23 protein-coding genes are annotated in these 25,134 nt (G+C 69.5%); 16 read left to right on the top strand and 7 right to left on the bottom strand.

Annotated features, from left to right (window positions below; all coding sequences use genetic code 11):
* Window positions 1-34: 34 nt before the first annotated feature.
* Window positions 35-1,198, bottom strand: a complete 1,164-nt coding sequence (locus DFR69_RS17060) for a thiolase family protein (RefSeq protein WP_110038544.1) — start codon at window positions 1,196-1,198, stop codon at window positions 35-37.
* A gap of 353 nt (window positions 1,199-1,551) precedes the next feature.
* On the opposite strand from DFR69_RS17060, the gene DFR69_RS17055 reads away from it, so the two are divergent.
* From DFR69_RS17055 to DFR69_RS16995, 13 genes are all read left to right on the top strand, one after another.
* Window positions 1,552-1,776 (top strand): hypothetical protein, encoded by a 225-nt coding sequence (locus DFR69_RS17055; RefSeq protein WP_110038543.1) that lies wholly within the window; start codon window positions 1,552-1,554, stop codon window positions 1,774-1,776.
* Window positions 1,776-1,961, top strand: a complete 186-nt coding sequence (locus DFR69_RS17050; RefSeq protein ID WP_110038542.1) for a hypothetical protein — start codon at window positions 1,776-1,778, stop codon at window positions 1,959-1,961. Before DFR69_RS17055 ends, DFR69_RS17050 begins: the two co-directional genes overlap by 1 nt.
* Window positions 1,962-2,000: 39 nt before the next feature.
* Window positions 2,001-2,852, top strand: coding sequence for an MlaE family ABC transporter permease (locus tag DFR69_RS17045; protein WP_110038541.1), 852 nt, complete (start codon window positions 2,001-2,003; stop codon window positions 2,850-2,852).
* Between the two features lies 1 nt (window position 2,853).
* Window positions 2,854-3,717, top strand: a complete 864-nt coding sequence (locus DFR69_RS17040; RefSeq protein WP_110038540.1) for an ABC transporter permease — start codon at window positions 2,854-2,856, stop codon at window positions 3,715-3,717.
* A gap of 9 nt (window positions 3,718-3,726) precedes the next feature.
* On the top strand, window positions 3,727-5,160 hold the full coding sequence (locus tag DFR69_RS17035; protein ID WP_110038539.1) for an MCE family protein: 1,434 nt from the start codon (window positions 3,727-3,729) through the stop codon (window positions 5,158-5,160).
* On the top strand, window positions 5,157-6,179 hold the full coding sequence (locus DFR69_RS17030; protein WP_110038538.1) for an MCE family protein: 1,023 nt from the start codon (window positions 5,157-5,159) through the stop codon (window positions 6,177-6,179). The genes DFR69_RS17035 and DFR69_RS17030 overlap by 4 nt, the downstream gene beginning before the upstream one ends.
* Window positions 6,176-7,189, top strand: a complete 1,014-nt coding sequence (locus DFR69_RS17025; RefSeq protein ID WP_110038658.1) for an MCE family protein — start codon at window positions 6,176-6,178, stop codon at window positions 7,187-7,189. Before DFR69_RS17030 ends, DFR69_RS17025 begins: the two co-directional genes overlap by 4 nt.
* Window positions 7,189-8,295, top strand: a complete 1,107-nt coding sequence (locus tag DFR69_RS17020) for an MCE family protein (protein WP_110038537.1) — start codon at window positions 7,189-7,191, stop codon at window positions 8,293-8,295. Before DFR69_RS17025 ends, DFR69_RS17020 begins: the two co-directional genes overlap by 1 nt.
* Window positions 8,292-9,404 (top strand): MCE family protein, encoded by a 1,113-nt coding sequence (locus DFR69_RS17015; protein WP_110038536.1) that lies wholly within the window; start codon window positions 8,292-8,294, stop codon window positions 9,402-9,404. The genes DFR69_RS17020 and DFR69_RS17015 overlap by 4 nt, the downstream gene beginning before the upstream one ends.
* A complete protein-coding gene (locus DFR69_RS17010) occupies window positions 9,401-10,585 on the top strand; it encodes an MCE family protein (protein WP_110038535.1) in 1,185 nt (394 codons plus the stop codon). Before DFR69_RS17015 ends, DFR69_RS17010 begins: the two co-directional genes overlap by 4 nt.
* Before the next feature lie 14 nt (window positions 10,586-10,599).
* Complete coding sequence (locus tag DFR69_RS17005) at window positions 10,600-11,193, top strand: hypothetical protein (protein WP_110038534.1); 594 nt, start codon at window positions 10,600-10,602, stop codon at window positions 11,191-11,193.
* A complete protein-coding gene (locus DFR69_RS17000) occupies window positions 11,190-12,416 on the top strand; it encodes a TetR/AcrR family transcriptional regulator (RefSeq protein ID WP_244198306.1) in 1,227 nt (408 codons plus the stop codon). Before DFR69_RS17005 ends, DFR69_RS17000 begins: the two co-directional genes overlap by 4 nt.
* Before the next feature lie 93 nt (window positions 12,417-12,509).
* Complete coding sequence (locus DFR69_RS16995; protein ID WP_308633198.1) at window positions 12,510-13,769, top strand: TetR/AcrR family transcriptional regulator; 1,260 nt, start codon at window positions 12,510-12,512, stop codon at window positions 13,767-13,769.
* A gap of 51 nt (window positions 13,770-13,820) precedes the next feature.
* Here the strand turns inward: DFR69_RS16995 and DFR69_RS16990 are convergent, their stop codons facing one another.
* Together DFR69_RS16990 and DFR69_RS16985 are read right to left on the bottom strand one after the other, a co-directional pair.
* The gene (locus DFR69_RS16990) at window positions 13,821-14,966 is read right to left on the bottom strand and encodes an acyl-CoA dehydrogenase family protein (protein ID WP_110038532.1); all 1,146 of its coding nucleotides are present in this window, start codon (window positions 14,964-14,966) and stop codon (window positions 13,821-13,823) included.
* A 41-nt stretch (window positions 14,967-15,007) separates the two neighbouring features.
* Window positions 15,008-16,516 (bottom strand): aldehyde dehydrogenase family protein, encoded by a 1,509-nt coding sequence (locus DFR69_RS16985; RefSeq protein WP_373867041.1) that lies wholly within the window; start codon window positions 16,514-16,516, stop codon window positions 15,008-15,010.
* Between the two features lie 213 nt (window positions 16,517-16,729).
* Here DFR69_RS16985 and DFR69_RS16980 point away from each other — a divergent pair, with 213 nt between their 5' ends.
* Genes DFR69_RS16980 through fadD5 form a run of 3 tightly spaced genes read left to right on the top strand, consistent with a single transcriptional unit; the run spans window position 16,730 to window position 20,108 of the window.
* Window positions 16,730-17,713, top strand: a complete 984-nt coding sequence (locus DFR69_RS16980) for an NAD(P)H-dependent flavin oxidoreductase (protein ID WP_186817383.1) — start codon at window positions 16,730-16,732, stop codon at window positions 17,711-17,713.
* Window positions 17,713-18,519, top strand: coding sequence for an enoyl-CoA hydratase-related protein (locus DFR69_RS16975; protein WP_110038530.1), 807 nt, complete (start codon window positions 17,713-17,715; stop codon window positions 18,517-18,519). Before DFR69_RS16980 ends, DFR69_RS16975 begins: the two co-directional genes overlap by 1 nt.
* 17 nt (window positions 18,520-18,536) lie before the next feature.
* Window positions 18,537-20,108, top strand: a complete 1,572-nt coding sequence (fadD5, locus tag DFR69_RS16970; protein WP_110038529.1) for a fatty-acid--CoA ligase FadD5 — start codon at window positions 18,537-18,539, stop codon at window positions 20,106-20,108.
* Between the two features lie 63 nt (window positions 20,109-20,171).
* Here fadD5 and DFR69_RS16965 read toward each other — a convergent pair whose 3' ends face one another.
* The 4 genes from DFR69_RS16965 to DFR69_RS16950 form a co-directional block, all read right to left on the bottom strand.
* Complete coding sequence (locus DFR69_RS16965; protein WP_110038528.1) at window positions 20,172-21,521, bottom strand: lipase family protein; 1,350 nt, start codon at window positions 21,519-21,521, stop codon at window positions 20,172-20,174.
* 62 nt (window positions 21,522-21,583) lie between these two features.
* Window positions 21,584-22,567, bottom strand: coding sequence for an AurF N-oxygenase family protein (locus DFR69_RS16960; protein WP_110038527.1), 984 nt, complete (start codon window positions 22,565-22,567; stop codon window positions 21,584-21,586).
* Between the two features lie 97 nt (window positions 22,568-22,664).
* A complete protein-coding gene (locus DFR69_RS16955) occupies window positions 22,665-22,910 on the bottom strand; it encodes a hypothetical protein (protein WP_146229306.1) in 246 nt (81 codons plus the stop codon).
* Window positions 22,911-22,972: 62 nt separating this feature from the next.
* Entirely contained in the window at window positions 22,973-25,033 is a 2,061-nt protein-coding gene (locus tag DFR69_RS16950; RefSeq protein WP_110038525.1) for an AMP-binding protein, read from the bottom strand.
* Between the last annotated feature and the right edge of the window lie 101 nt (window positions 25,034-25,134).

Raw genomic sequence — 25,134 nt, 5'->3', positions numbered from 1 at the left:
CCCGTGCCGCGCAAGGGCTTCCACCGACACCGGCTCAAAGTCGTTCGATGACGGTCGCGTTGGCCAGACCACCGGCCTCGCACATCGTCTGCAGCCCGTAGCGGCCCCCGGTCTGCTCGAGGTGGTTGACCATCGTGGCGAGCAGCCGGGTACCGGAGGCACCGAGCGGATGCCCGAGCGCGATCGCGCCACCGCGCGGGTTCACCCGCTCCGGATCGGCGCCGAGCTCGTGCTGCCAGACCAGCGGCACCGGCGCGAACGCCTCGTTCACCTCGAAGGTGTCGATGTCGTCGACGGTCAGCGAGACGCGTTCGAGCGCCTTGCGCGTCGCGGGCACGACCGCGGTCAGCATCAGCGTCGGGTCGTCGCCCATGACCGCGAAGGAGTGGAAGCGGGCGCGCGGGGTGAGCCCCAGCTTCGCCGCCGCCGTCTCGCTCATGATCAGGGCGGCCGAGGCGCCGTCGGTCAGCGGCGAGGAGTTGCCCGCGGACACCGACCAGCCGATCTCGGGAAAACGTTCCAGCATCGCGGGATCGGTGAACGCCGGGCGCAATCCGGCCAGCCCGTCCACCGTGGTGCCCGGACGGATGGTCTCGTCGGCGGTGAGGTCACCGGCCGCCACCAGCTCGGCGTCGAAACCACCCGCCGCGGCGGTGGCGGCGGCGAGGCGGTGTGAGCGCGCGGCGAATTCGTCGAGGGTCGCCCGGTCGAGCTTCCAGCGCGCGGCGAGGATCTCCGCGGCGATCCCCTGCCCGATCAGGCCGTCGGGGTAGCGCGCGGCCAACGGCCCGCGCAGCGAGTCCTTGCCCTGGGTGTTGGAGAACATCGGCGCCCGGCTCATCGACTCCACACCGCACGCGATCGCGACGTCGTAGGCGCCGGCGAGCACGCCCTGGGCCGCGAAATGCACCGCCTGCTGGCTCGATCCGCACTGCCGGTCGACCGTGGTCGCCGGGACCGACTCCGGGAAGCCCGCCGCCAGCACCGCGGTGCGGGAGATGTTGTTGGCCTGCTCGCCGCTCTGGGTCACGCAGCCGCCGATCACATCGTCGACGAGCGCGGGGTCGATGCCGGTGCGCTCGACCAGGGCGCTGAGTACGCCGGCCAGGAGGGTGGCCGGGTGCACCGACGACAAGCCGCCGCCTGCCTTGCCCCGGCCCGAGGGTGTGCGAACCACATCGACGATGACTGCGGACATTGTGTTCCTCCTGCACGGTCACCGGACCTCGGCGACTACGGCCATAAGTTACCGATGATTCTCGCAGTCGACAAGGAGTGGAGCGCTCCGGCCGCACGGTGTGGACAATCCGGCATACCTGAAATATGTTACCGGTAATTCTCGTCACATCGGCGAGAATCTGTAGTAACTTAGCCGAGGTGCACGGCGCGGGTCACCGCGGACCAACACAGAGCAGTCCCGAGATCACGGGGAGGATCACGGGTCGTCAAGCACCCTTCCCCAAGAATGCTCGGAAACATCATGCGACCGTCGACGACGTCGGACACCCGCTCGCCCGGACGGTCCCCGCAGGAAGGAACACCGGTACCGCCATGTTGCGACGGCTGGACAGGTTTCTCAGCTACGAGATGAAGGTGTCGGAGTTTCTCGGCACCCTGATCATCATCGGCATCCCCTACGCCCTCGTCGGTGGTGTCTGGACCCTCACCCACACAAGCCATCTCGGCGATCTGCACGGGGTGGACCTGGTCGTCTCGTTCCTCGGGTCGATCGTCTGCTGGCCCGTGCTCCTCTTCGCGAACGTGACGATGACCTGATGATGGCACTGGTCTGGGTCATCGATCTCGTGGTGATCATCGTCAAGATCCTGGGCGGACGCACCCGGGTCAATCCGGTTCTCCGATTCGGTCTGTGGCTCGCCGTCCTCTGCGCCCTGGTCCTCGGCCTCGCGGCCGTCGCCGGTCTCGTCGCCCTGCTCCATCACTGGCTGAGCACGCTCTAGCCACCGAGCGCCCCCGAAGCAAGAAAGGATCGGTGCAGCGTGACGCCGCAACCGGCCACCGAACCGTCCGAGGTCGGACGGATCATCGACAGCGCCACCGGGCTCTGGCGACGACACCCCCAGCAGTCGGTCGAGACGCTGGGCCGACAGGTCCTGCTCGGCCGGACCGCGATCGTGCAGTTGGTCCTGTCGATCGCGCACCGACGATTCCCGTTCCACGAGTTCGTCAAACAGTGCGCGTTCATGGCCAACGTCTCGGCCCTGCCGACGGTGTTCGTGGCCATCCCGGTGGCGGTGGTGGTGTCGATCCAGGTGGGCGCGCTGGTCAACCAGGTCGGCGCGACCACCTTCATCGGCGCGGTGGCCGGACTCGGCATCATCCGTCAGGGCGCGCCGCTGGTCACCTCGCTCATGATCGCGGGCGCGGTCGGCTCGGCCATCTGCGCCGATCTCGGCTCGCGCACCATCCGCGAGGAGATCGACGCGATGAAGGTGATGGGCGTGGACCCGGTGCGCCGGCTGGTCGCGCCGCGACTGGCGGCGGCGGTGCTGGTGAGCATGCTGCTGTGCGGGTTCATCGTCTTCGTCGGCTTCGCCACCGCCTACCTGTTCAACGTCTACGCCCAGCACGGCACGCCCGGTTCGTTCATCAGCTCCTTCGCCTCGTTCGCGGTCGCCAACGATCTGATGGTGGCGCTGTTCAAGGCGGCGATCTTCGGCGCCCTCACCGCGATCATCGCCTGCGACATCGGTCTGCACACCAAGGGCGGACCGGGTGGGGTGGCGAACGCGGTGAACTCGGCGGTGGTCAGCTCGGCGCTGATGCTGTTCGCCACCAACATCATCGTCACCCAGCTCTACAACAGCTTCTTCCCCTCGAAGGTGGTCTGAGATGGCGGCCGAATACACCCCGCCGACCCTGCGCCCGGTGCGCGTGGTCGGCGCCGCGGCCAAGGTCCCGGTGCGGGCCAACCAGCGCCTCGGGCACCAGGCGATCGTGTTCTTCCAGACGCTGCTCGCGATCCCGTTCACGCTGCGCCACTACCGCAAGGAGGTCGCCCGGCTGGTCGCCGACGTCGGCTGGGGCAACGGCTCGCTGATCGTCGGCGGCGGCACGGTCGGCGTGGTCGTCGTGCTGTGCGCCTTCGGCGGCATCACCGTGGGCGTCGAGTCCTACACGGCGCTGAACCTGCTGACGATGGGACCGCTCACCGGCGCCATCTCCGGCTTCGCCACCACCAGGGAGATCGCGCCGATCCTCGGCACGCTCGCCTTCGCGATCCAGTCCGGCTGCCGGTTCACCGCCCAGCTCGGCTCGATGCGGATCTCCGAGGAGATCGACGCGCTGGAATCCATCGCCATCCGGCCGCTGCCCTACCTGATCACCACCAGGATGATCGCGGCCACCATCACCATCATCCCGCTCTACACGCTGGGTCTGGCGGTGGCCTATGTGGCGACCAAGCTCTCGGTGCTGGTCCTCGGCGGCACCACCGCGGGCACCTACGACCACTACTTCTTCCAGTTCCTGCTCGGCGGGGACGTGTTCTTCTCCCTGGGGAAAGTGGTGGTGTTCGTCCTGATCGCGGCGTTCATCCAGTGCTACTACGGCTTCGTGGCCACCGGCGGACCCGAAGGGGTCGGGGTGGCCGCCGGGCGGGCCATCAAGATGGTCATCGTCGTGATGGTGTTCACCAATCTCTTTCTCACCCTTGCTATCTGGGGCATCGACCCCGGATTCCGGATCTCGGGATAGGTCGATCGAATGATTCTCGATCTCAGCGGCCGCGGCCCCAAACCCCTGCAGCTCACGCTCGCTGGGCTGGCGGTGATCACCGCCTTCGCGGTCGCGCTGTATCTGCTCGCCCTGCGCTACAACGGCGAGTTCGAAGACACCGTGGTGGTGGGCGCCGACCTCACCAGCACCGGCGACGGGCTACCCCAGCGCGCCGACGTGAAGTTCCGCGGCATGGTGGTCGGCGCGGTCGGCTCGGTGGAGATGGTGGCCAAGGGCGAGCGCCAGCGCGCCACCCTGGAGCTGAAACCGGGCCTGGCCGAGACGATCCCGGACACGGTGACCGCCCGGGTGGTCCCGGACAACATCTTCGGCGTCTCCTCCATCCAGCTGGTCGACAACGGCACGGCCGACTCGACGCTGCGCGCGGGCGCCACCATCGCCGAGGACACCAGCGAGGCGACGGTCCAGCTGCAGTCCACCCTCAACACCCTGCGCGAGGTGCTGTCCACCATCCAGCCCGAGAAGCTCGGGCGGGTGCTGGCCACGCTGTCGGCCGCGCTGGAGCCGGGCGCGCGCGTGCCCGGCTCGACCATCGAGCGGCTCGACACCTGGCTCACCACGGTGCACCAGATTCCCGAGATCGGCGGCCTGCTCGGCGATCTCGGCCGGGCCGCGACCGCGCTGAGCCAGTCGGCGCCCGAACTGGTCGGGGTGCTGGCCGATTCGGTCACCTCGGCGCGCACGCTCAACGAGCACCGCGCCCAGCTCGTCGAGCTGCTCGTGCAGGGCAACGCGACGGTGGACTCGGTGAACGCGCTCTTCGCCGCCAATCCCGATTCGGGCAAGGAACTCGTCGCCGGCCTGGACGGGCTCATCGGCGCCGTCGCCAAGGACCCCGGCGCGTTGCAGTCGACCGCGGCCAACCTCAACGCCTCGCTGCGAAAACTACAGCAGACCTTCACCTTCGGCCCCCGCAGGCAGATGACCTGGCGCATGGACGTGACCTTCACGCCGTTCCAGCAGTACACCGCCGAGGACTGCCCCCGCTACGGCGAGATGACCGGACCGCGCTGCGGTGGACCGACGGTGCCCGAAGTCGCACCGCCCCAGGAGTATCCGGCCTCGATGCTGCCGCAGTGGCTCGAATCCGCCGGCCCCGCCCCGGTCGCCCCGACCGCGCCGCTGCCCGGGCTGCCCACCCTGCCGAACATCACGTTGCCGACCCTGCCCGGCCTGCCCGCGATTCCGGGGCTGCCCGCCATCCCCGGGATCACCGCACCCGCCGCGTCCGTCGATCCCGCCCCCGCCGCCACCCCGGCGGCGGCGCCGCGGCTGACCGGGGTCGCCGCGGTGTCGGCCCTGGTCGGCGGTAGGCCGACGTTCAGTCAGCTGCTGCTGCTCGGCTCGATCCTGGGCGGCCTGCCCGTCGTCCCCGATGCCGAAGGTGGTGTCCAGCAGTGAAATACGGCAAAGCGCTGATCGGGTTCAGTTTCTTCGTCGTGCTGGCGACGGTGCTCACCTACACCATCTGGTCGACGTTGCAGCGCAGCGTCCCCGGCACCACGTCGAGCTACTCGGCGGTCTTCTCCGACGTCCTCGGCCTGCGCGTCGGTGACGACGTGCGCATGGCGGGGGTGCGGGTCGGCCGGATCGACAAGATCGACTTCACCGACGACTACGCCGCACGGGTCGACTTCCGGATCGAGGCCCGCCAGCAGCTGACCGACACCACCAAAGCCCTGGTGCGGTACCAGAACCTGATCGGCCAGCGCTACCTCGCGCTGGCGGCGGGTGACGGCGCGGGCACCACGATGCCCCCGGGGTCGCAGATCCCGATGGACCGCACCGAGCCGTCCTTCGACGTGTCCTCACTGCTGTCGGGCTTCGAGCCGCTGTTCAGCGTGCTGCAGCCCGACCAGATCAATTCGCTGTCGGAGACGCTCATCCAGGCGTTGCAGGGCAACGAGGTGTCGCTGTCGGCACTGATCACCCAGGCCGCGCAGCTGGCCAACACCTTCGGCGAACGCGATCAGATCCTCGGCGACGTACTGAGCAACCTCAGCTCGGTGCTCGCCGGCCTGGCCAATCGCAGCGGCGATCTGGAGACCCTGATCACCCAGACCCGCAGTCTGATGGACGGGCTCTACGCCGAGGGCGAATCGCTGAAGAGCTCGGTCGAACGGGTGTCGGGCGCGACGGACTCGCTGGTCTCGCTCATCGGCCAGGTGAAGCCCGGCATGGCCGACGCGCAGCGCAACGCCACCACGGGCGTGATGATGCTGCTCTACAACGGCGCCGCCCTCGATCGCATGGCGGTCGAGTTCCCCGACTTCCTCAACGGTGTCGCGCGTTTCACCCAGTACGGCACCTACGGCAATGCCTACATCTGTCGCCTCGATGTTTCCCTGTGGGGCGTTCTCCTGCCCGAGGGCCTGTTCTCACAGGTCGGCGGCAACTCGCAATCGGGAGTGTGTCGATGATCAGACCACGCGTTCCAGAATTCCTGCTGCGCAACCGGCACCTGCGCCTGGGCCTGCTGGCCGGCGCCTCGGTGCTGGTCCTGCTCGGCGCGTCCAGTGTGCTCACGCAGATCCGGCTGGGCGACATCACTATTCACGCCGAGTTCGCGCAGGCCGCGGGCCTGCAGCAGGGCGCGACCGTCGACATCTCCGGCATCGAGGTCGGTGAGGTGCAGTCGGTGAAGCTCGTCAACGACCGGGTGGACGTGGCGCTGCGGATCCGCCACGACATCCGGCTCGGCGCCGACGCGAGCGCGGCGATCAAGATGTCGACCATCCTCGGCCGGCTGCACGTCGATCTGAAACCGGGTGACGGAAAGGGCCTGCCCGGCAACCGGATCGGGCTCGACCGGACCTCGGTGCCGTACAACCTGAGCAAGGTCATCCAGGATCCGAAGTACACCTCCTCGTTCGAGCGCATCGAACGCATCGATCCGAACAAGCTGCGCACCGCGCTCGACGTGTTCAGCGCCCAGCTCGGCGACTCCCCCGCGATGGCGGTGCAGGCCCTCGACAGCATCGGCTCGCTCGCGCAGGTGATCAACAGCAGGCGCGACGAGGTCGACACCCTGTTGAAGAGCATGGATCAGGTCTCCCAGCTCGTCGCCGACAACCGCAACAGCGTGCTCGTCCTGCTGACCAGGGGCGAGGCGATCGGCGCCGCCGTGCAGCAGCGCCAGACGCTGCTCACGCAGTTGCTCGACAACGTCGCCGCGATGTCGAAGCTGCTGCAGGACATGGGCATCGAGAACAACGGCGAGCTCGGGCCGCTGATCGCGAACCTGAACACGATGGCCGACGGATTGACCAAGAACAAGGAGAACCTGGACCGGATCTACGAGATCGCGCCGGTCACCTTGCGCCAATTCAACAATCTGCTGGGCAACGGTCCCTACGGCGAGATCTGGGCGCCGTGGATCCTGCCGGACAACTGGCTGTGCTTCGCGCAGGCCGTACAGGGGTGCAACTGATGAGCACGGGAACCGTTCGCGCGAGCAAAGTGGCCGCGCTCTGCCTGGCCGCGCTGCTCGCGGCGGGGTGCGCGCTGCTGCCCGACAGCGTCACCGGGGCGGGCGACCGCATGCTGAGTCAGCAGAAGCGCATCAGCGCCGACTTCGAGAACGTGGCCGGGCTGTACCCGGGCAACGAGGTCGCGGTGCTCGGCGTGCCGGTCGGCGTCGTCGACTCGGTGACCCCGCGCGGCAGCTACGTGGAGGTGGTGATGTCGGTCGATCGCGACGTGCGCATCCCCGCCGAGGCGATGGCCGCGCTGATCTCGCCGCAGCTGATCACCAACCGCCACGTCGAATTGGCCCCCGCCTACACCGGATCGGGCCCCGAACTCGCCGACGGCGCGCACATTCCGCTGGCGCGGACCAGGACGCCGGTCGAACTCGACCGCATCCTGGCCAATTTCGACCAGCTCGGCGAGGCGCTCAAAGGCGACAGCGAGCAGGGTCCGATGGCGAGCCGGGTGCTGTTCCCCCTGCTCGACGGCAACGGTGACCGGTTGCGCGAAACGCTGGACGAGCTCTCGGCGGCCTTCGAGGTGACCTTCGCCAACAAGGACCAGATCGCCAACACGATCGTGCGGCTCAGCGAGATCACCCAGATCATCGCCGAGAACGACCAGACGGTCCGGGATTTCAGCGGCCGCATCACCGAACTGATCGCACTGTTCGGTCAGCAGTCCCCCGGCCTGCAGGCCGTGCTGACCCAGCTCGACGACTTCATCACCAACACCTCCTCGGTCGTCGGCCAGAATCAGGATCAGCTCGCGGGCGCGCTCACCAAGTTCGTCGCGATCGCCGCGCAGATGCGCGCCAACGCCCGCAATCTCACCGAGATCATCGATGTCGGGCCGCTGATGTTCCAGAACTTCGACAACGCGATCAGCCGCGAGCACCAGGCGCTGCGCCTGCACGGCCTGCTCGACAAGATCGTGCTCGACAGCGAGGTGCTCGCCACGTTCTGTGAGCGCGTGCAGATGCGTCTGGACGGCTGCCGCACCGGCAAGATCTCCGACATGGGCCCGGATTTCGGGCTCACCGCCGCGCTGTTGGGACTGACGAAATGACCCTTCGCACCACGCTGGCCGCGGCGTTCTGCGCGGCCGCGGTCGCCGCGTCGGCCACCGGTTGCTCGATGACCGTGGCCGAGCTGCCGATGCCCGAACCCGGCATCGGCGGGCCCGGCTACACCCTGCACGCCACCTTCCGCGACGCGCTCAACCTGCCCGACCGGGCGCACGTCAAGATCGGCGGCACCGATATCGGTGTGGTCACCGGCATTTCGACCACCTCGTTCCTGGCCGATGTCGAGATGCTGATCCGCGAGGACATCCAGCTGCCCGAGGGCACCACGGTCGAGCTGCGGCAGGCGACCCCGCTGGGCGACATCTTCGTGGCGATGACCCTGCCCAGCGCCGCGGAGGCGGGACCACCGCTGCGCGAGGGCGCGCGGATCGGCCCCGAGCGCACCGCCTCGGCGGCGTCGGTGGAACAGCTGATGATGTCGGTCTCGATGCTGATCAACGGCGGCGGGCTCAACCAGGCCGCCCGCGTCACCTCCGAGCTGAACTCCATCTTCGCGGGCAAGGCGCCGCAGCTGCAGCATCTGATCGGCGAGATGACCTCGGTGATCGCCGCGCTCAACGCGCGCACCGGCGACCTGGACGCGACCCTGCACGGCCTGTCGGTGCTCACCGGCGAACTGGCCAGGCGCAAAGCCGAACTCGGCGCGGCGGCCGACAGCTTCCCGCAGCTGATCGGCCTGTTCGCCGAGAACAATCAGGCGATGGTGAATCTGATCAACAAGGTCGCGGTCACCATGGACGCGCTCGGCGATTTCAGCCAGACGAACGGACCGCAGTTCGTGAGCCTGTTCCAGAGCATCCAGAACCTGATGAACGGCTTCGTGGCGATGGGCGACGATCTGACCGGCGCCCTCGACGGCTTCCACCAGATCTATCCCTCGGTGATGGACAGCATGCGCGGACCGAACCTCTCGGTCGGCGCGATCCTGTCCTACCTCGACATCGGCGCGATCACCGATCCGGCCGGCAGCCGCTGGCCCGACGGCACCGACATTCCCGCGTTCGTCGGCAGCATCACCGATGTCATCGCCAAGGTGACCGGACGCCTCAACAGCACCCCACAGCTGCCGCCGCAGGAGGGCCCCCGATGAATTCACCGTTGTGGCAGTGGCTGGTTCGCCGTCGCGTCGCGGTCGCCAATGCAGGCCTGGTCGTGGTCATGGTGCTCGGCAGCCTGTATCTGGGCGGCGCGGTCCTGCGGATCGACCCGACCAGCGAGCGGTTCACCGTCACCGTCGAGCTGGCCACCTCGGGCGGGCTCACCGCAGGCAGCGACGTGACCTTCCGCGGTGTGCGGGTGGGCCGGGTCGAGCAGGTGCGCGTCGACGGCACCGGCATCGCCGCCGTGGCCGAGGTCGAGGAGGGCACGCTGATTCCGCGCGGCGGCACCGTCGCGGTCGCGCGGTTGTCGGCCGCAGGCGAGCAGTACTTGGACTTCCGGCCCGCATCCGACACCGGCCCCTACCTCGCCGACGGCGCCGTCGTCGCCAGGGCCGACACCGCCGTGCCCGTGCAGGTGCAGTCGGTGCTGGGCAACATGGCGGGGCTGGTCGGCGGCATGAACCCCGAGCGGCTCAATGTCATCGTCGACGAGCTCGACAAGGCCCTGGCCGGCGGGCCGGACAGCTTGCGCAACATGATCTCCGGGCTGTCCAGGGCGATGGCCGGGCTCACCGATCTGCTCCCGCAGACCGAGCACCTGCTGCGCAATCTCGAGGTCATCGCCGAGACGACCTCGCATGCCCAACCGGACCTCGGCACCATCACCGGCGCGGGCAGTGCCCTGTTCCAGCAGTTCACCGCCGCCGATGCCGAACTGCGCCACCTGCTCGAGCAGGGGCCGGGCCAGCTGAGCACGCTGGGCGGATTCCTCTCCCGCACCCACGATCCGATCACCGACCTGGTGACGAACTTCGTCGCCATCACCCGCGCGGCCAAGCTGCGCCAGCCCGCGATCGAGCTGCTGTTCCCCACCCTGAGCCGCTTCACCGAGGCGGTCGGCGTCCCGGCCCACGACAACGCCTTCTTCACCCTCGTCGATCCGTGGCCGCGCCCGACCTGTGACTACGACACGGTCCCGATCGTGCCGACCACCCCGACCACCGACACCAGGGTGCGGCTCTACAACTACTGCGTCACCGACAATCCCGCGCTCCAGGTGCGCGGCTCGGCCAACGCGCCACGGCCCGCCGGACCCGACAACGGCGCGGGCCCGCCGCCCGGCGTCACCGGCGACGAACTGTCCCAGCCCGCCGTGCCCGCACCTCGATAAGGAGCAACCAGACCATGAGCAACGACGAAACACCCACCGCCACCACGGAATCGGACGACACCGGCGGCGAGACCGCCGAGCGGAAGAGCCGCTGGGCGGCCATCGATCGCAGGTCGCTGGGCCTGCGCGCCGCCGCGGCGATCGTGCTCGGCGCCTCGGTGGCCACCTCGGTGTACCTGTTCTTCGAGAACAAGGACAGCAAGGACCTGCTGTCCGCCCAGCAGCAGGCCAGGGAGGCAGCCTGCCACTACGGGCCGGTGCTCGCCGACTACGACAGCAAGAGCCTCGACACCTATTTCCGGGCCGTGCTCGACGGTGCCACCGGCGACTGGAAGAAGCAGTTCGAATCCACCAGCGCCGAGCTGCGCGACGCCCTCACCCAGGGCGAGGTGGTGTCGAAATCCACCGACACCCAGTGCGCGCTGCGCAGCGGCGACGAGACCGCGGCCGAGGCCATCGTGGTGATCGGGACGACGATCTCGAGCCTCGGCACCGAGCACAAGGCCAAACCCGGCCAGCTGTCGATGCTGCTCAGCCTGCGCAACGACGACGGCCGCTGGCTGGTCGAGAAGGTGAACTCCCCGCTACCGGCGGTGCCCGCCCAGTGACCGAACCCTCCTCGACCTCGGCGGCGCGGTCCCGCCAGATCCGGCGCAGGCCGAAGAACCGGCGGGCCCAGATCGCGGCGGAGTCGGCGGCGGCCTTCGGCGCGCACGGCTATCACGGCGTGAGCATGGACGACATCGCCCGCAGGCTCGACATCAGCTCGACCGCGCTCTACCGCCACTTCCCGAGCAAGTACGCGCTGTTCCGGGAGGAACTGCTGCGCCTGTCCGGCCTGGCGCTGAGCGCGACCGAGCTGCCCGCCGAGGCCAGCGCCTGGTCCCCGCGCGAGCGTCTGGATCACGTGCTCGACGCGATCGTCGTGCTGACCATCGGCAACCGGCCCACCGCCGCGCTGGCCCGCTGGGAGCGCCGCTATCTCGAGCCCGCCGACTTCGCCGAGTTCACCGGGCAGTTCACCGCCGCGATCGCCGCTCTCCGCGCGCTGCTGCGCGAGGTACGCCCCGAACTCGACGGGCACGACCGCGTGGTCCGCGCCGTGTCGCTGTTCGCGGTGATCAGCAGCATCGGCGACCACCACACGACGATGTCGGCGAAAACCCTTGCCCCGCTGCTGAAGGCGACGGCGTGGGCGATGATCGACGCCGACCCGGCCTGCGGCCGCACGCCCGAGCTCATACGCAGGGCCGCGGGACGGGCGCAGCCGTTCAAACACGAACTGCTGCTGCGCAGGGCCGTCGAGCTGTTCCACGAGCGCGGCTACCCGAACGTCAGCATGGAGGACATCGCCACCGCGGCCGACCTGTCGGCGGCCTCGGCGGTGTATCGCTACTACCGCAGCAAGAGCGACCTGCTGGCCGCGGCGTTCCGCCGCGCCGCCGACCGGGTGTCCGGCGCGATCCTGCCCGCGGTGAGCGCTGCGGCGACGTCCGCCGAAGCGCTGGCGACCCTGATCGATCTCTATGTCACCGGGTCCTTCGACGAGCGGGCGCTGACCTTCGTCTACTACGCCGAGTTCAGCCACGTCGACCACGCCGACCAGGTGACCCTGCGCCACCGTCAGCAGCTCATCGTGACCGAGTGGGCCACTCTGGTCACCGAGGCGAGGCCGGAGCTGTCGCTCGGCGAGGCCAAGATCCTCGTCCACGCGGCGTTCAGCCTCGTCGTCGACCTCGGCCGCACCTTCGGCGACGACGGGATCTGCCCGCCCGAACTGGTGATCGGGCTGCTCCAGATCGTCACTCTCGGCAGGCCGCTCCCCCGCTGAGGACACCGGACGCGCACACCGCGCGGTGACCGAATCCGGTGCGCGGCGCCCACCCGGTCAGGCGATAGCATGGCGGCAAGATCATCGCCGACTGTGCGGCACCGAGGAACAAAGGGCGAGACGACGAGCAAGCAGGCAGACCAAGCACCCTCGGCCGCGCCGGAACGCCCGATCCGGCGCAGGCCGAAGAACCGGCGTGCCCAGATCGCGGCCGAGGCGGCGGCCGCGTTCGGCGCGCACGGCTATCACGGTGTGTCCATGGACGACATCGCCAAGCGGCTCGACATCAGTTCCACCGCGCTCTACCGTCACTTCCCCAGCAAGTACGCGCTGTTCCGCGAGGAGCTGCTGCGCCTGTCGGGCCTGGCGCTGAGCGCGACCGAGCTGCCCGCCGAGGCCGGCGACTGGAGCGCCAGGCAGCGCGTCGAGCACGTCCTCGACGCGATCATCGGCCTGACGATCGCCAACCGGCCCACCGTCGCCCTCGTGCGCTGGGAACGCCGCTATCTCGAGCCCACCGACTTCGACGAGCTCACCGCGCAGTTCACCGCGGCCATCGCCGCACTGCGCGACCTCATCGGCGCCGTCCGTCCCGAACTGGACCGGCGCGATCTGGCCATCCGCGCGGTGTCGATCTTCGCGGTGGTCAGCAGCATCGGCGATCACCACGCCACGGTGCCCGCGAAAGCGCTCGCCCCGCTGCTCACCGCGACGAGCTGGGCGCTGATCGACGCGGACCTGTCCCACCCGGACACCGCCGCGCCGAGCACGCCCGCCAAGGAGTACTACCAGCCGTTCAAGCACGACCTGCTGCTGCGCAGGGCCGTCGAGCTGTTCCACGAGCGCGGCTACCCGAACGTCAGCATGGAGGACATCGCCACCGCCGCCGATCTCTCGGCCGCCTCGGCCGTGTACCGGTACTACCGCAGCAAGAGCGACCTGCTGGTGGCCGCCTTCCGCCGCGCCGCCGACCGGGTCTCGGGCGCGATCGCCCCCGCGATCGCCGCGGCCGACGGCCCCGCCGCGGCGCTGGGCACGCTCATCCGGCTGTATGTGGCCGGTTCGTTCGACGAGCGCGCGCTGACCTTCGTGTACTACGCGGAATTCGGGCACGTCGATCACGCCGACCAGGTGACGCTGCGGCATCTGCAGCAGCTCATCATCACCGAATGGGCGAAGCTGGTCGTGGCCGCGCGCCCGGAACTCTCGCTGGGCGAGGCCAGGATCCTGGTGCACGCCGCGTTCAGCCTCGTGGTCGATCTCGGGCGCGCCTTCGACGACCGGATCTGCCCGCAGGACACCGTGATCCAGCTGCTGGAGTCGATTCTGCTGGGCGGGCCACGCACCGCCTGATCGACGCGGGCGTCCGGCCGGATTCCGGCCGGACGCCCACCCCCCCTCCTGTCAGAGCCCGAACGTCTTGCCGATGATGTCGCGCTGGATCTCGCTGGTGCCGCCGAAGATCGTCGACACCAGCGCGCCGCGCACGTGCTTCTCCATGTCGAATTCCCTGGCGTAGCCGTAGCCGCCCATCATCTGCATGCCGGCCAGCGCCACCTGCTTGGAGGTCTCGGTGGCCTTGAGCTTGGCCATCGACGCCTCGCGCGCGAAGGTCCTGGTCGGGTTGGCGTCCACCGCCGCGGCGACGCTGTAGACCAGCAGCTTGGTGCATTCGATCTCGGTCGCGAGATCGGCGATCCGGTGCCGCAGCGCCTGGAAGGAGCCGATCGGCCTGCCGAACTGCTTGCGCTCGCTGATGAACTGCAGGGTGTCCTCGAAGGCGCGCTCGGCGGCGCCGAGGCTCATCGCGGCCAGGATCAGGCGCTCGAAGTTCAGGCCCGTCATCAGCTGACGCCAGCCGTTGCCCACCTCGCCGACGACCGCGTCCTCGGGCAGCAGACAGTCGGTGAAGTACAGGTCGTTGGTCTCCTTCTGATTGCCCATCAGCTCGATCGGGCTGATCTTGAGACCCGGCGTGTTCGCGGGCACGTGGAACATGGTGAGTCCCTCGTGCTTGCCGCCGCTGCGGTCGGTGCGCGCGACCAGCAGGATGTTCTCGGAGATGTGCGCGTTCGAGCACCAGGTCTTCTGGCCGTTGATCAGCCAGCCGTCGGTGGTCTTCTCGGCGCGGGTGGTGAGCGCGCCGACGTCGGACCCGGCCTCGGGCTCCGACATCGAGATCGACTGCGACGCACCGCGCACGATGCCGCGCAGCACCTCGTCCTTCTGCGCCTCGGTGCCGAACTTGGCGTAGGCGCCGCCGGTGATCAGCGTCGGGCCGATGGCGCCGATCGGCAGCATGCCGCGCAGGCTCTCCTCGAGCAGGATGCACATGTCGACCATCGAGGCGTCCGAGCCGCCGTACTCCTCCGGCACGGTCAGGCCGAGCCAGCCGAGCTCGGCCATCTTGCCGTACACCTCGGCGTTGTGCTGGTCGGCATCGTGGTGGGTGAGCGCGTCGCGCTTCTCCCTGGTGCCGGCCTCGCGCTTGGCGAACGCGGCGACCGCCGCGGCGAAATCCTGCTGTTCCGGGCTGAATTCGACGCCCATGGATGTGTCCCTCTGCTTTCGGTGTCGGGGGATGAACGGGTCTACTTCGCGCGGCCGAATCGGCGCGCGGTGAGCTTGCGCACCAGCGACATCGTCGACTCGGTGCGGGCGAACGACAGCAACGCCATGCCGGGGACGACGAAGCGCTGCCGGGCGATCGAATGCGGCCTGGTGAAGCCGAGCAGCCCGGCGGCGCCGTGGATGCGGCCGATGCCGGACTCCCCCACCCCGCCGAAGGGCAGCGCGGGAATCGCGGCGTAGGCGGCGGGGCTGTTCACCGAGGTGGCGCCGACGCGCAGCTGCCGGGCGATCTCCATCCCGCGCTTGCGGGAGAACACCGTCGAGGCCAGGCCGTAGCGCGAGGCGTTGGACAGCCGGATCGCCTCCTCGACATCGCGCACACCGCGGACGGTGAGCGTGGGTCCGAAGGTCTCCTCGGTGACGGCCACCGAATCCTCGGGGGCGTCGAGCAGCACGATGGGGCTCACGAACGGCGCGGTGATCGAGTCGCGACCGCCGACGATCGCCTTCGCGCCCTTGGCCAGGGCGTCCTCGACGTGCGCGGTGACGATGTCGAGTTGGGCGGGCAGCGTCATCGGGCCGTAGGCCGCGTCCGGGCCCGAGCCCGGCTTCAGGTCGGCGACCCGCTTGGTGACCTCGGCGACGAACTCGTCGAGCACCGACTCGACCACATAGCAGCGCTCGGTGCCGACGCAGGTCTGCCCGGAGTTGGCGATCGCCGACCAGACGATCGCGTCGGCGGCCGCGGCGACATCGGCGTCCTCGGCGATGATCGCCGCGTCCTTGCCGCCGCATTCGAGGACCACCGGCGTCAGCCGCTGCGCGGCCGCGGCCATGATCTTCTTGCCGGTGGCCGTGGAGCCGGTGAAGGCGATCATGTCGACCTCGGACTCCACCAGCGCGCGACCGGTCTCGCCGTCGCCGCTGACGACGCTCAGGATGCCCTGGGGCAGTGCGGGATTGGCCTTGGTGAAGGCGTCGGCGAGCCAGTGCCCGACACCGAGGGTGAGCTCGCTCGGCTTGAACACGACGGTGTTGCCCGCGGCCAGCGCGTAGGCGATGGAGCCGTTCGGCGTGTACACCGGGTAGTTCCACGGCCCGATCACGCCGACCACGCCGTGCGGGCGCTGCTCGATCACCGCCTCGTGGTTGGCCATCATCAGGCCGGGGAAGACCTTCTTGGGCGCGAGCACCTTGGACGCGTTGTTCGCCGCCCAGTTCAGATGCTCGACGGCCGTGATCACCTCGAGGTAGGCGTCCTCGAGCGGCTTGCCGTTCTCGGCTTTGATCAGCTCGCAGAACTCGTCGATGTTATTGATGATGCCCGCCGCCCAGCGTAGGAGCGCCCGCTTCCGCCCGGTGAACCCGAGTTCACTCCAAGTCCGCGCGGCGGTGCGAGCACGCGCGACGGCGGCGGCCACGGCGGCCGCGTCGTCGACCGCCCAGGTGCCGACCGGCTCCCCGGTCGCGGGGTTCACGGTGCTCACCATTTTCGCAGAATTGGGTGCGGTAGTGGGGGTTTCGGTCATTCTCGACCTTCCTTCGACTAGCTCGGCGACTGATGCGTCCAGGTCGGGACACGCACGGGGTCCGGCGTGTCACGCGAACTGTTGACAGTCCGCGCCGACCGCCATTAAGTTAATCACAATTCTCGATAAGTTAATCACGGTTCTCGCAAGTTGCAAAGGGCTGCCCCACCGGTGGCGGCCTGCGGGAACATCGGATCCGAAAGGGAGGGCGCGATGTTGCGCACCCGGTTCACCGAGGCGTTCGGGGTCGAACACCCCATCGTGCAGGGCGGGATGATGTGGGTCGGCCGAGCCGAACTCGCGGCCGCGGTATCCCAGGCGGGTGGCCTCGGCATCATCACCGCGCTCACCCAGCCGTCGCCGCAGGCCCTGCGCGAGGAGATCGCCAAGGCCAGGGATCTCACGGACAAGCCGATCGGCGTGAATCTCACGATCCTGCCGTCGATCACACCGCCGCCCTATGAGGAGTACCGGCAGGCGATCATCGACTCCCGCGTCCCGATCGTGGAGATCGCCGGCGGCAATCCGGCCACCCACCTGCCGTTCCTCAAGGACGCCGGGATCAAAGTGCTGCACAAGTGCACCAGCGTCCGGCACGCGCTCAAGGCGCAGCAGGTCGGTGTCGACGGCGTGAGCATCGACGGCTTCGAATGCGCCGGTCACCCCGGCGAGAACGACACACCGGGCCTGGTCCTGATCCCGGCCGCGGCCCGCGAACTGGAGATCCCGATGATCGCCTCGGGCGGCATCGCCGACGCGCGCGGCCTGGTCGCCGCCATGGCGCTGGGCGCGGACGGGGTGAACATGGGCACCCGGTTCCTGTGCACGGTCGAATCGCCCATCGCGCACGCGGTGAAGGAGAAGATCGTCGCCAACACCGAGCTCGACACCAAGCTGATCTTCCGGACGATGAACAACACCGCCAGGGTCGCCGACAACGCCGTCAGCCGCCAGGTCGTCGAGATCGAGCGCGGCGGTGGCACGTTCGACGATGTGCGCGAACTCGTCGCGGGCGCGCGTGGCCGCAAGGTGTACGAGGACGGCGATCTCGACGCGGGCATCTGGAGCGTCGGCCAGTGCCAGGGCCTGATCCACGACATCCCGACCTGCGCCGAGCTGGTGTCGCGGATGGTCCGTGAGGCCGAGGCGCTCATCGCCGAGCGGCTGGCGAACTCGGTCGTGGCGGTGGTGGCCTGATGAGCGAGAGCATCCGTATCGACGAGGAACGCGGCGTCCTGCGCGTCACGATCGACCGCCAGGCCCGCATGAACGCCATCGATCTGGCGGCGATGGCCGAACTGGCCGAGGTGATCGGCGCGGCCGCGGACCGGCCGGAGACCAGGGTGATCGTGCTGACCGGCGCGGGCAAGGCGTTCTGTACCGGCGCCGATCTGGCGGCCGCGGCCGCGGCGGGCGGCAACGAAGCCTCGCCCGAGCTGGTGATGGACACCGCCAATGCCGCCGTCCGCGCGATCATCGACTCCCCGCTGCCGGTGATCGCCCGCGTCAACGGGCCCGCCGCGGGCGTCGGGGCTTCGCTCGCACTGGCCGCAGACCTCGTCTACGCGGCCGAGGACGCCTATCTGCTGCTGCCATTCACCTCCATCGGCCTGATGCCCGACGGCGGCGCGACGGCGATCGTGGCCGCCGCCATGGGCCGGGCCAGGGCCGCGGAGATGGCGCTGCTCGGTGGCAGGCTGCCCGCCGCCGAGGCCGCCGCCGCGGGCCTGATCACCCGTAGCGTGCCCGCCGCGGAGCTCGACGAGCTGGTCGGGACCGTCGCCGCGAAGCTCGCGGCGGGGCCGCGGCGCGCGCTCGAACTCACCAAGGCCGCCCTGAACGCGGCCACCCTGCCCGGCCTGGACTCCGCGCTGGCCACGGAGAAGACCGGCCAGGTGGAGCTGCTCACCTCCGCGGACTTCCTCGAGGGCATGACCGCGATGCTCACCCGCCGCGCACCGCAGTTCGCGGGTGCGCCGACCCCGATCGCCGACCCGGCCTAGCTTTTCGAGGAGACGACATGTCCACTGCCGCAGAACCGATGCGCTCGCGACGCAATCACTGGATGAACCAGATCGCGATCCACGCCACCGCCATCCCGGACGCGCCCGCGCTGCGTTACCTCGGCAAGACGACGAGCTGGCGGGAACTGCACGAGCGGGTCGGCCGCCTGGCCGACGCCCTGTCCCGGCGCGGGATCGGCGCGGGCGATCGCGTGCTGATCCTGATGCTCAACAACACCGAGTACATCGAATCCGTCTTCGCGATCAACACCCTCGGCGCGATCGCGGTGCCGGTGAACTTCCGGCTCACCCCGCCCGAGATCGGCTACCTGGTCGCCGACAGCGGCGCCACGGCGATCATCACCGAGGCCATGTTCGCCCCACTGGTCACCGCGGTCGCCGAGCAGACCGGCGGCCTCGACACCCGCGTCGTGGTGGGGGTCGGCAGCTGCGAGGGAATGCTCGGCTACGACGACCTGCTCGCCGAGGAGGGCGCGCCGCACGAGCCGGTCGACGTGCCGGAGGATTCCGCCGCCCTGATCATGTACACCTCGGGCACCACCGGTAACCCCAAGGGCGCGGTGCTGACCCATCTGAACATGAACTCGCAGGCCCTCACCTGTATCCGGGCCATGCGCTACAGCGCCGACGACATCGCCTTCTGCGCCTCGCCGCTGTTCCACATCGCCGGATTGGGCAGCGTCGCGGCCTGTTTCGTGCTCGGCGCGCTGACGGTGATCCACCCGCTCACCGCCTTCGACGCGACCGAGGTCCTCGACGCCTGGGAACGCGAGCGCGCCACCTCGGTGTTCCTCGTGCCCGCCCAGTGGCAGGTCGTGTGCGCCGATCCCACGGTGGCGCAGCGTGATCTGCGCCTGCGGGTGATCTCCTGGGGCGCGGCGCCCGCGTCGGACACCGTGCTGCGGGCGATGGCCGAGACCTTCCCCGACGCGCTCAACGTGGCGGTGTTCGGGCAGACCGAGATGTCACCGATCACCTGCGTGCTCGACGGCGAGGACGCCATCCGCAAGCTCGGCTCGGTCGGCAAGCCGATCCCCACCATCGCCACCCGCGTCGTCGACGACGAGATGAACGACGTGGCGCCCGGTGAGATCGGCGAAATCGTCTATCGCGGACCGACGTTGATGCGCGAGTACTGGAACAACCCGCGCGCCACCGCCGACGCGTTCGCCGGCGGCTGGTTCCACTCCGGCGATCTGGTCCGCGTCGACGAGGAGGGCTTCGTCTACGTCGTCGACCGCAAGAAGGACATGATCATCTCCGGCGGCGAGAACATCTACTGCGCCGAGGTGGAGAACGTCCTGTTCGCGCACCCCCGGATCCGGGAGGCGGCGGTGATCGGGCGCGCCGACGACAAGTGGGGCGAGGTGCCGATCGCGATCGTGGCGGTCGAGGGCGAGGAGGAGCTCGATCTGGCGGCGCTGGAACCGCACCTGAACGCGCACCTGGCCAGGTACAAGCACCCCAAGGGGCTCGTGATCGTCGAGGCGCTGCCGCGCAACGCCGGCGGCAAGGTGGTCAAGCACGAGCTGCGCAAGCTGCACGGTTCGGCGGCCGCCGTCGGCTGAGCGCGGGACCGTCCGATCCCGTTGTGCCGGTGGCGCAACGGGATCGGTCGTGTCGGGGGGTGCTCAGGCCGCGCGGCGGTCCGTGCCGGATTCGGCGCTCCGGGCGGGCCGGGTCGCCGATCCGGGCATCGGCCGGGCGAAGAGCACCCGCAGTGCGGCGTGCGCCAGTTCGGCGAGACCGCGGCGGCCCGCGGGCAGGCCGAGCACACTCCACACCGTCCTGGTCTCCGAGGGTGTCACCGGCGCGCCGGCGAACCGGTCGGCCAGCCAGTTCAGGCTCAGCGGTGTCGAGAGGGCCAGCAGGGTGAGGTGCTCGCTGAGCCGGTCCCGCAGGTAGGTGACGTGCGCGCCGTGGGCGCGATAGCGCTCCACCAGCGCGTCGATGTCGGCGCTCGCGATGATCTGATCGTGCACCGCCTGCACCACGAGCATGGGCACGGCGGGCGCCGAGGTGCCGAGCTCGGCGTCGGCGAACACCGCGGCCATCTCCTCGAGCGCGAGCAGCTCGGCCAGCGGGATGCTGATGTGGCGCTCCACGTTGTAGCGCGCCAGGCGCAGCACGGTGGCGCCGGTGCTGGAGGTCGCGGCCCGGTCGAGCACGGCCAGGCCCGCCTCGTTCACATGCGCGCCGAGCACGGCGTCGAAGGCCGGATACACCCGGCGCAGCGCGGCAACGACCAGCGTCGGCAGGCCGGCGTGCAGGCCACCGTTGAGCCGGTGGAAGGTCGCGACCAGATCACCCACCGGCGAGCCGAGGACGGCGCCGATGATGTCGAGTTCGGGGGCGTAGGTGGGCGCCGTCTCCGCCGCCCACGAGGTCGCCAGTCCGCCACCGGAATAGCCCCACAGGCCCACCTGCGCCGTGGGCTCGAGGCCGAGCGGAGCGAAGGCCAGCGCGGCGCGCGCGCCGTCGAGCGCGCGGTAGCCGGGTTCGCGCGGGGCGCCCCACGCGCCGAGCATGCCCTCGTGATCGGGGATCGAGATGGCCCAGCCCCTGGTCAGAGCGTCGGCGAAACAGAGCAACTCCACGTGCGCGAACGTGCCGATCGCCCGCGAGCCGCGCTGGAGCCCGTAGGACGGGAAGCCCCGAGAAGACACGGCGTCGATGGCGCACTGGAACGACAGCAGCGGTGTCCCCGGCGCGGTGCCGCCGGCCGGGGCGATCACGGTGGTCACGCCGGCGTCGGGCTTGCCGTTGAGATCGCTGGTGCGGTACAGCAATTGCCACGCGGTGACCCGCAACGGGATCAGCCCGAAGGCCGCGAGCTCGATCGGCCGCCAGCGCAGCACGGTGCCCGGCGCGTGCTGGGCGTAGTCCTCGTTCGGTCGATAGAACGGGTCGTCGTCGGGCAGCAGCGCCGTGGTGGGCGCGGGCCAGCTCTCGGCGCGCGGCGGGATGTGCTCGGCAGTCAACGGAAAGGTCTCCAGTGGTCGATCGGGCCGGTCGGTGGGGACCGGCCCGGCGGGTCATCGGCTCAGGCGGTGCGGCGCGCGGGCTCGCTGCGGTAGCGCGAGGCGGGGCCGCCGATGCCGAGCAGACGCCAGGTCAGCTTGGCGAGGGGATTCATCATGCCGGTGTCGGTGACGAGGGCGCGGACATCGCCGAAGACGTCACGCATGGTGACCTGCGACTCCGGGCTGCCCCAGTACGCCTCCCGCATCACCTCGGCCGGGATGTCGAACTTCTCCACGAACTCCTTCGGCGGCGTCGCGATCATCGACAGCATCACCCGCATGGCGATCGGGAAGGCCACCGACAGCACGGTCTTGGTGACCGGATGCATCGACGGCACGTTCTTGCGCAGGTATTCGTGCGCGAAGGAGATGTGCCTGGCCTCCTCGGCCACATGGATCTGCATCACCCGATGCACCATCGGATGCAGATCGACCCCGCCGCGCAGCAGCGACTTCTGCAGGTGATCGATCGGCTCCTCACCACCGAGGATCATCGTGAAGAACAGCTCGGGGAAATACTTCACCGCGGGCCAGATGATCATCGTCAGCTTGCGATCGATGCTGCCCATGCCCACCACATCGCGGTAACCGATGCGGTTGATCATCTCCTGGAACATCATCGTGTGGTTGCACTCTTCGGCCGCCTCGTGGGTGACGTACCGGAACTCCGGATCACCGTTGGGCACCGAGACCAGATACTGCATCAACCCGCGGATCAGCAGCTGCTCGAAATCCAGGCCCACCTTCGCGATCCCGGCCTGACGCCACATCCCCATCGCGATCCGGCGCTCCACCGGCTGCGCCTTGTACCAGGGATGACGACCCAGCGGGTCCTCCTCCGGCATGATCCAGCGCGGATCGTCGCTGTGCACGGCGAACTCCGGCGAATCCCAATCGATGTCGACGTACGGATCGAAGTGCTTGGTCACGGACCCCTCGGACAGGGTGCGCAGGATCTCGGTGTACCCGGGCGTTCCCGGGTTCTTCACGGTGGACAACGTCATCGGTGCCTCCTAGAACAGTGCTTCCACCAGTTTAGTGGTACCGGCAGTACCGCACAAGGTTGCCGCTACGATGCGTTACAGCTATATGGCCTGTTCGCTACTCGACCAGCGGATCGATGCCCACGCCCTCGACGGCGCGCAACCGCCCGGCGAATCCGATCAGGATCTCGAGCGACTCCGGCGACAAGCCGTCGGCCAGCGTCACGAGCCGCTCGAACCGCCGCTCCGAGAACGCCGGGCGCCGTTCCCGATCCGTGCGCACCACCGCTGTGCCCAGCGCCGCCATCCCGACCCCTCCACCCTCTACAACCACCGCGTCGAACCCGCCGTCCCCGAATAACATAGCTGTATGTTTGCGGACCGACGTCACCGCCCCGCGCCAGCAGGTGTGATGCCGAATAGCGGTCAACCCGCCAGGCCCTCCTGGTCGATCAGCAGTCGTTTGAGCACCTTGCCGGTCTCCCCGCGCGGCAGCGCGCTGAGAAAGGTGACATCGCGCGGGACCGAGAAGCGGCTGAGCCGGTTCCGGATGTAGGTCCGCACCATCTCCGGGTCCAGCCCGGAGTTCTCGCTCTTGACCAGGAACGCGGCCAGCCGCTGCCCGAACTCGCGATCGGGCACGCCGACCACCGCCACGTCGGTGACCTGCGGCAGGTAGGCGATCGCCTCCTCGACCGGGCGCGGGAAGACGTTCTCGCCGCCGGAGATGATCATCTCGTCGTCGCGGCCGGCCACGAAGAGCCTGCCCTCGGCGTCGAGGTAGCCGAGGTCGCCGGTGTCGAGCATGCCGTCGGCTTCCTCGGGCGGCGCGTCACTGACGTAGCCGTCGAAGAGCATGTGGTTGCCGACGAAGATCCGCCCGACGACCCCGACCGGCACCGGAGCGCGGTCGGGACCGAGGATCGCGAGCCGGGTCCCCAGCGGCGGGCGCCCGGCCGTGGTCGGCGCGGCGCGCAGGTCCTCGGGTCCGGCCACACTCGCCCAGGACACCTCGGTGGAGCCGTAGAGGTTGTAGAGGATGTCGCCGTAGTCGTGCAGGAACCGGTCGACGGTGATCGCCGCCAACGGCGCGCCGCAGCTGATCACCTGCCGCAGGCTGCTCAGGTCGTAGCGGGCCCGCACGGCCGCGGGCACGTCGACCAGGCGCTGCACCATGGTCGGCACGGCGATGAGCGTGGTCACCCGGTGCTCGGCGATGCGGCGCAGGGCCTCCTCGGCGTCGAAGCCCTGCGCGAGCACCACGGTGGCGCGTACCGCGGTGCTCAGTTGCAGGGCCGACAGTCCCCAGGTGTGAAACAGCGGCGCCGGGATCATCATCGTGGCGCCGACCCGGATCGGGATGCGCGACAGCAGCGCGACAAGGGTGTCGAAACCCTTCGGGTGCGGACGCCGGGCGCCCTTGGGCGTGCCGCTGGTGCCCGAGGTCAGCACGATCTGGCGGCCGGGGGTGGTGGGTTCGGGAAAGGTCGTGCGGCCCATGGCGATCAGGTCCTCGATCGTGACGCGGGCGGGGTCGGCGGGCAGGTCGTCGGTGAGGAAGCGCGGCAGCCCGCCGTGCAGATAGCGCACGAGATGGGTGAGCCCCGCGTCGACGAACAGCGCGGAGAGCCGGTGGCGCTGCACGATCTCCTCGATCCGCCGTCCGGAGAGCCCGGCGTTGAGCAGGGCCACGTCGACGCCGAGTTTGCCCGCGGCGACCATGGTTTCGACCATGCCGCAGTGGTTTCCGGCCAGCAGGCCGACGGCGTCGCCCGCGCGGATGCCGACCTCGTACATCGCGCCTGCCAGCGCGGTGGTGCGCTTGTCGGTCTCCTCGAAGGTCGCGGTGCTCGCGTCGTCGATCAGCGCGAGTTGCTCGGGGCTGTGCGCGGCGCCGGCCGCGTAGCCGCCGGCGAGGTTGAAGCCCCACCGGTAGAGCGAGCGCAGTTGCCGGGCCGAGGTCAACGGCGGCGCGATCAGACCCGACTGCAGGCACCACCGCACCAGCTCGGACTTGCGCCGGATCGGCGCGCGCGCACCGTTGGACACCACCGAGGTCCGCGCGCCGCGCACGATGTCGACGGCCCGGCCCAGCCCCTGTTCGACCCAGCCGACGACCGCGGAGTTGGTGGTCCCCGCCAGCGCGGGGTGCAGTCGCGGCGCCGCGAACACGGTGACGCTCACCCTGGTGCGCCGTTCGTCGCCGGTGAGCCGGATCAGCGCGAAGCCACCGGATTCCGGATTGTGCAGCTCGAAGCTCTCGTACCAGCGCCCGATCGTCAGGGCCAGGTCGGTGTGCCGGACGCCGATGGCCGCGTCACCGATGCGCACCTGCCACAGGGTGCTGCGGTCGGGCTGCAGCAGTCGCTCACACGCCCCGATCCCCGTCCACAGGCGGGGGTAGCTCTGCGGATCCAGCAGGACGTCCCACAGCGCCCGCCGCGAGACCGGGAATTCCACCGACACATCGACGACATCGCTCGGCATCTCCGCGCGCCTTTCTCGGCCCGGCCACGCTGCCGGGTGGTGCCCGATCGCCCGGCCCCCGTGCCGCGGCGGCGCCTGTGGTCAGGCACTGCACCAGAAAC

The organism is Nocardia neocaledoniensis (assembly GCF_003182135.1).
Classification (GTDB): Bacteria; Actinomycetota; Actinomycetes; order Mycobacteriales; family Mycobacteriaceae; genus Nocardia; species Nocardia neocaledoniensis.
Note: the sequence above shows the minus strand (reverse complement) of the source record. Positions and strands in the feature narration are given on the sequence as shown.

Excerpts from the sequence above, each read along its gene's own strand:
- DFR69_RS17060 (WP_110038544.1), bottom strand. The coding sequence starts at position 1,198 with ATGTCCGCAGTCATCGTCGATGTGGTTCGCACACCCTCGGGCCGGGGC.
- DFR69_RS17055 (WP_110038543.1), top strand. The coding sequence starts at position 1,552 with ATGTTGCGACGGCTGGACAGGTTTCTCAGCTACGAGATGAAGGTGTCG.
- DFR69_RS17050 (WP_110038542.1), top strand. The coding sequence starts at position 1,776 with ATGATGGCACTGGTCTGGGTCATCGATCTCGTGGTGATCATCGTCAAG.
- DFR69_RS17040 (WP_110038540.1), top strand. The coding sequence starts at position 2,854 with ATGGCGGCCGAATACACCCCGCCGACCCTGCGCCCGGTGCGCGTGGTC.
- DFR69_RS17035 (WP_110038539.1), top strand. The coding sequence starts at position 3,727 with ATGATTCTCGATCTCAGCGGCCGCGGCCCCAAACCCCTGCAGCTCACG.
- DFR69_RS17025 (WP_110038658.1), top strand. The coding sequence starts at position 6,176 with ATGATCAGACCACGCGTTCCAGAATTCCTGCTGCGCAACCGGCACCTG.
- DFR69_RS17020 (WP_110038537.1), top strand. The coding sequence starts at position 7,189 with ATGAGCACGGGAACCGTTCGCGCGAGCAAAGTGGCCGCGCTCTGCCTG.
- DFR69_RS17015 (WP_110038536.1), top strand. The coding sequence starts at position 8,292 with ATGACCCTTCGCACCACGCTGGCCGCGGCGTTCTGCGCGGCCGCGGTC.
- DFR69_RS17010 (WP_110038535.1), top strand. The coding sequence starts at position 9,401 with ATGAATTCACCGTTGTGGCAGTGGCTGGTTCGCCGTCGCGTCGCGGTC.
- DFR69_RS17005 (WP_110038534.1), top strand. The coding sequence starts at position 10,600 with ATGAGCAACGACGAAACACCCACCGCCACCACGGAATCGGACGACACC.
- DFR69_RS16990 (WP_110038532.1), bottom strand. The coding sequence starts at position 14,966 with ATGGGCGTCGAATTCAGCCCGGAACAGCAGGATTTCGCCGCGGCGGTC.
- DFR69_RS16985 (WP_373867041.1), bottom strand. The coding sequence starts at position 16,516 with ATGACCGAAACCCCCACTACCGCACCCAATTCTGCGAAAATGGTGAGC.
- DFR69_RS16980 (WP_186817383.1), top strand. The coding sequence starts at position 16,730 with ATGTTGCGCACCCGGTTCACCGAGGCGTTCGGGGTCGAACACCCCATC.
- DFR69_RS16975 (WP_110038530.1), top strand. The coding sequence starts at position 17,713 with ATGAGCGAGAGCATCCGTATCGACGAGGAACGCGGCGTCCTGCGCGTC.
- fadD5 (WP_110038529.1), top strand. The coding sequence starts at position 18,537 with ATGTCCACTGCCGCAGAACCGATGCGCTCGCGACGCAATCACTGGATG.
- DFR69_RS16960 (WP_110038527.1), bottom strand. The coding sequence starts at position 22,567 with ATGACGTTGTCCACCGTGAAGAACCCGGGAACGCCCGGGTACACCGAG.
- DFR69_RS16955 (WP_146229306.1), bottom strand. The coding sequence starts at position 22,910 with ATGTTATTCGGGGACGGCGGGTTCGACGCGGTGGTTGTAGAGGGTGGA.
- DFR69_RS16950 (WP_110038525.1), bottom strand. The coding sequence starts at position 25,033 with ATGCCGAGCGATGTCGTCGATGTGTCGGTGGAATTCCCGGTCTCGCGG.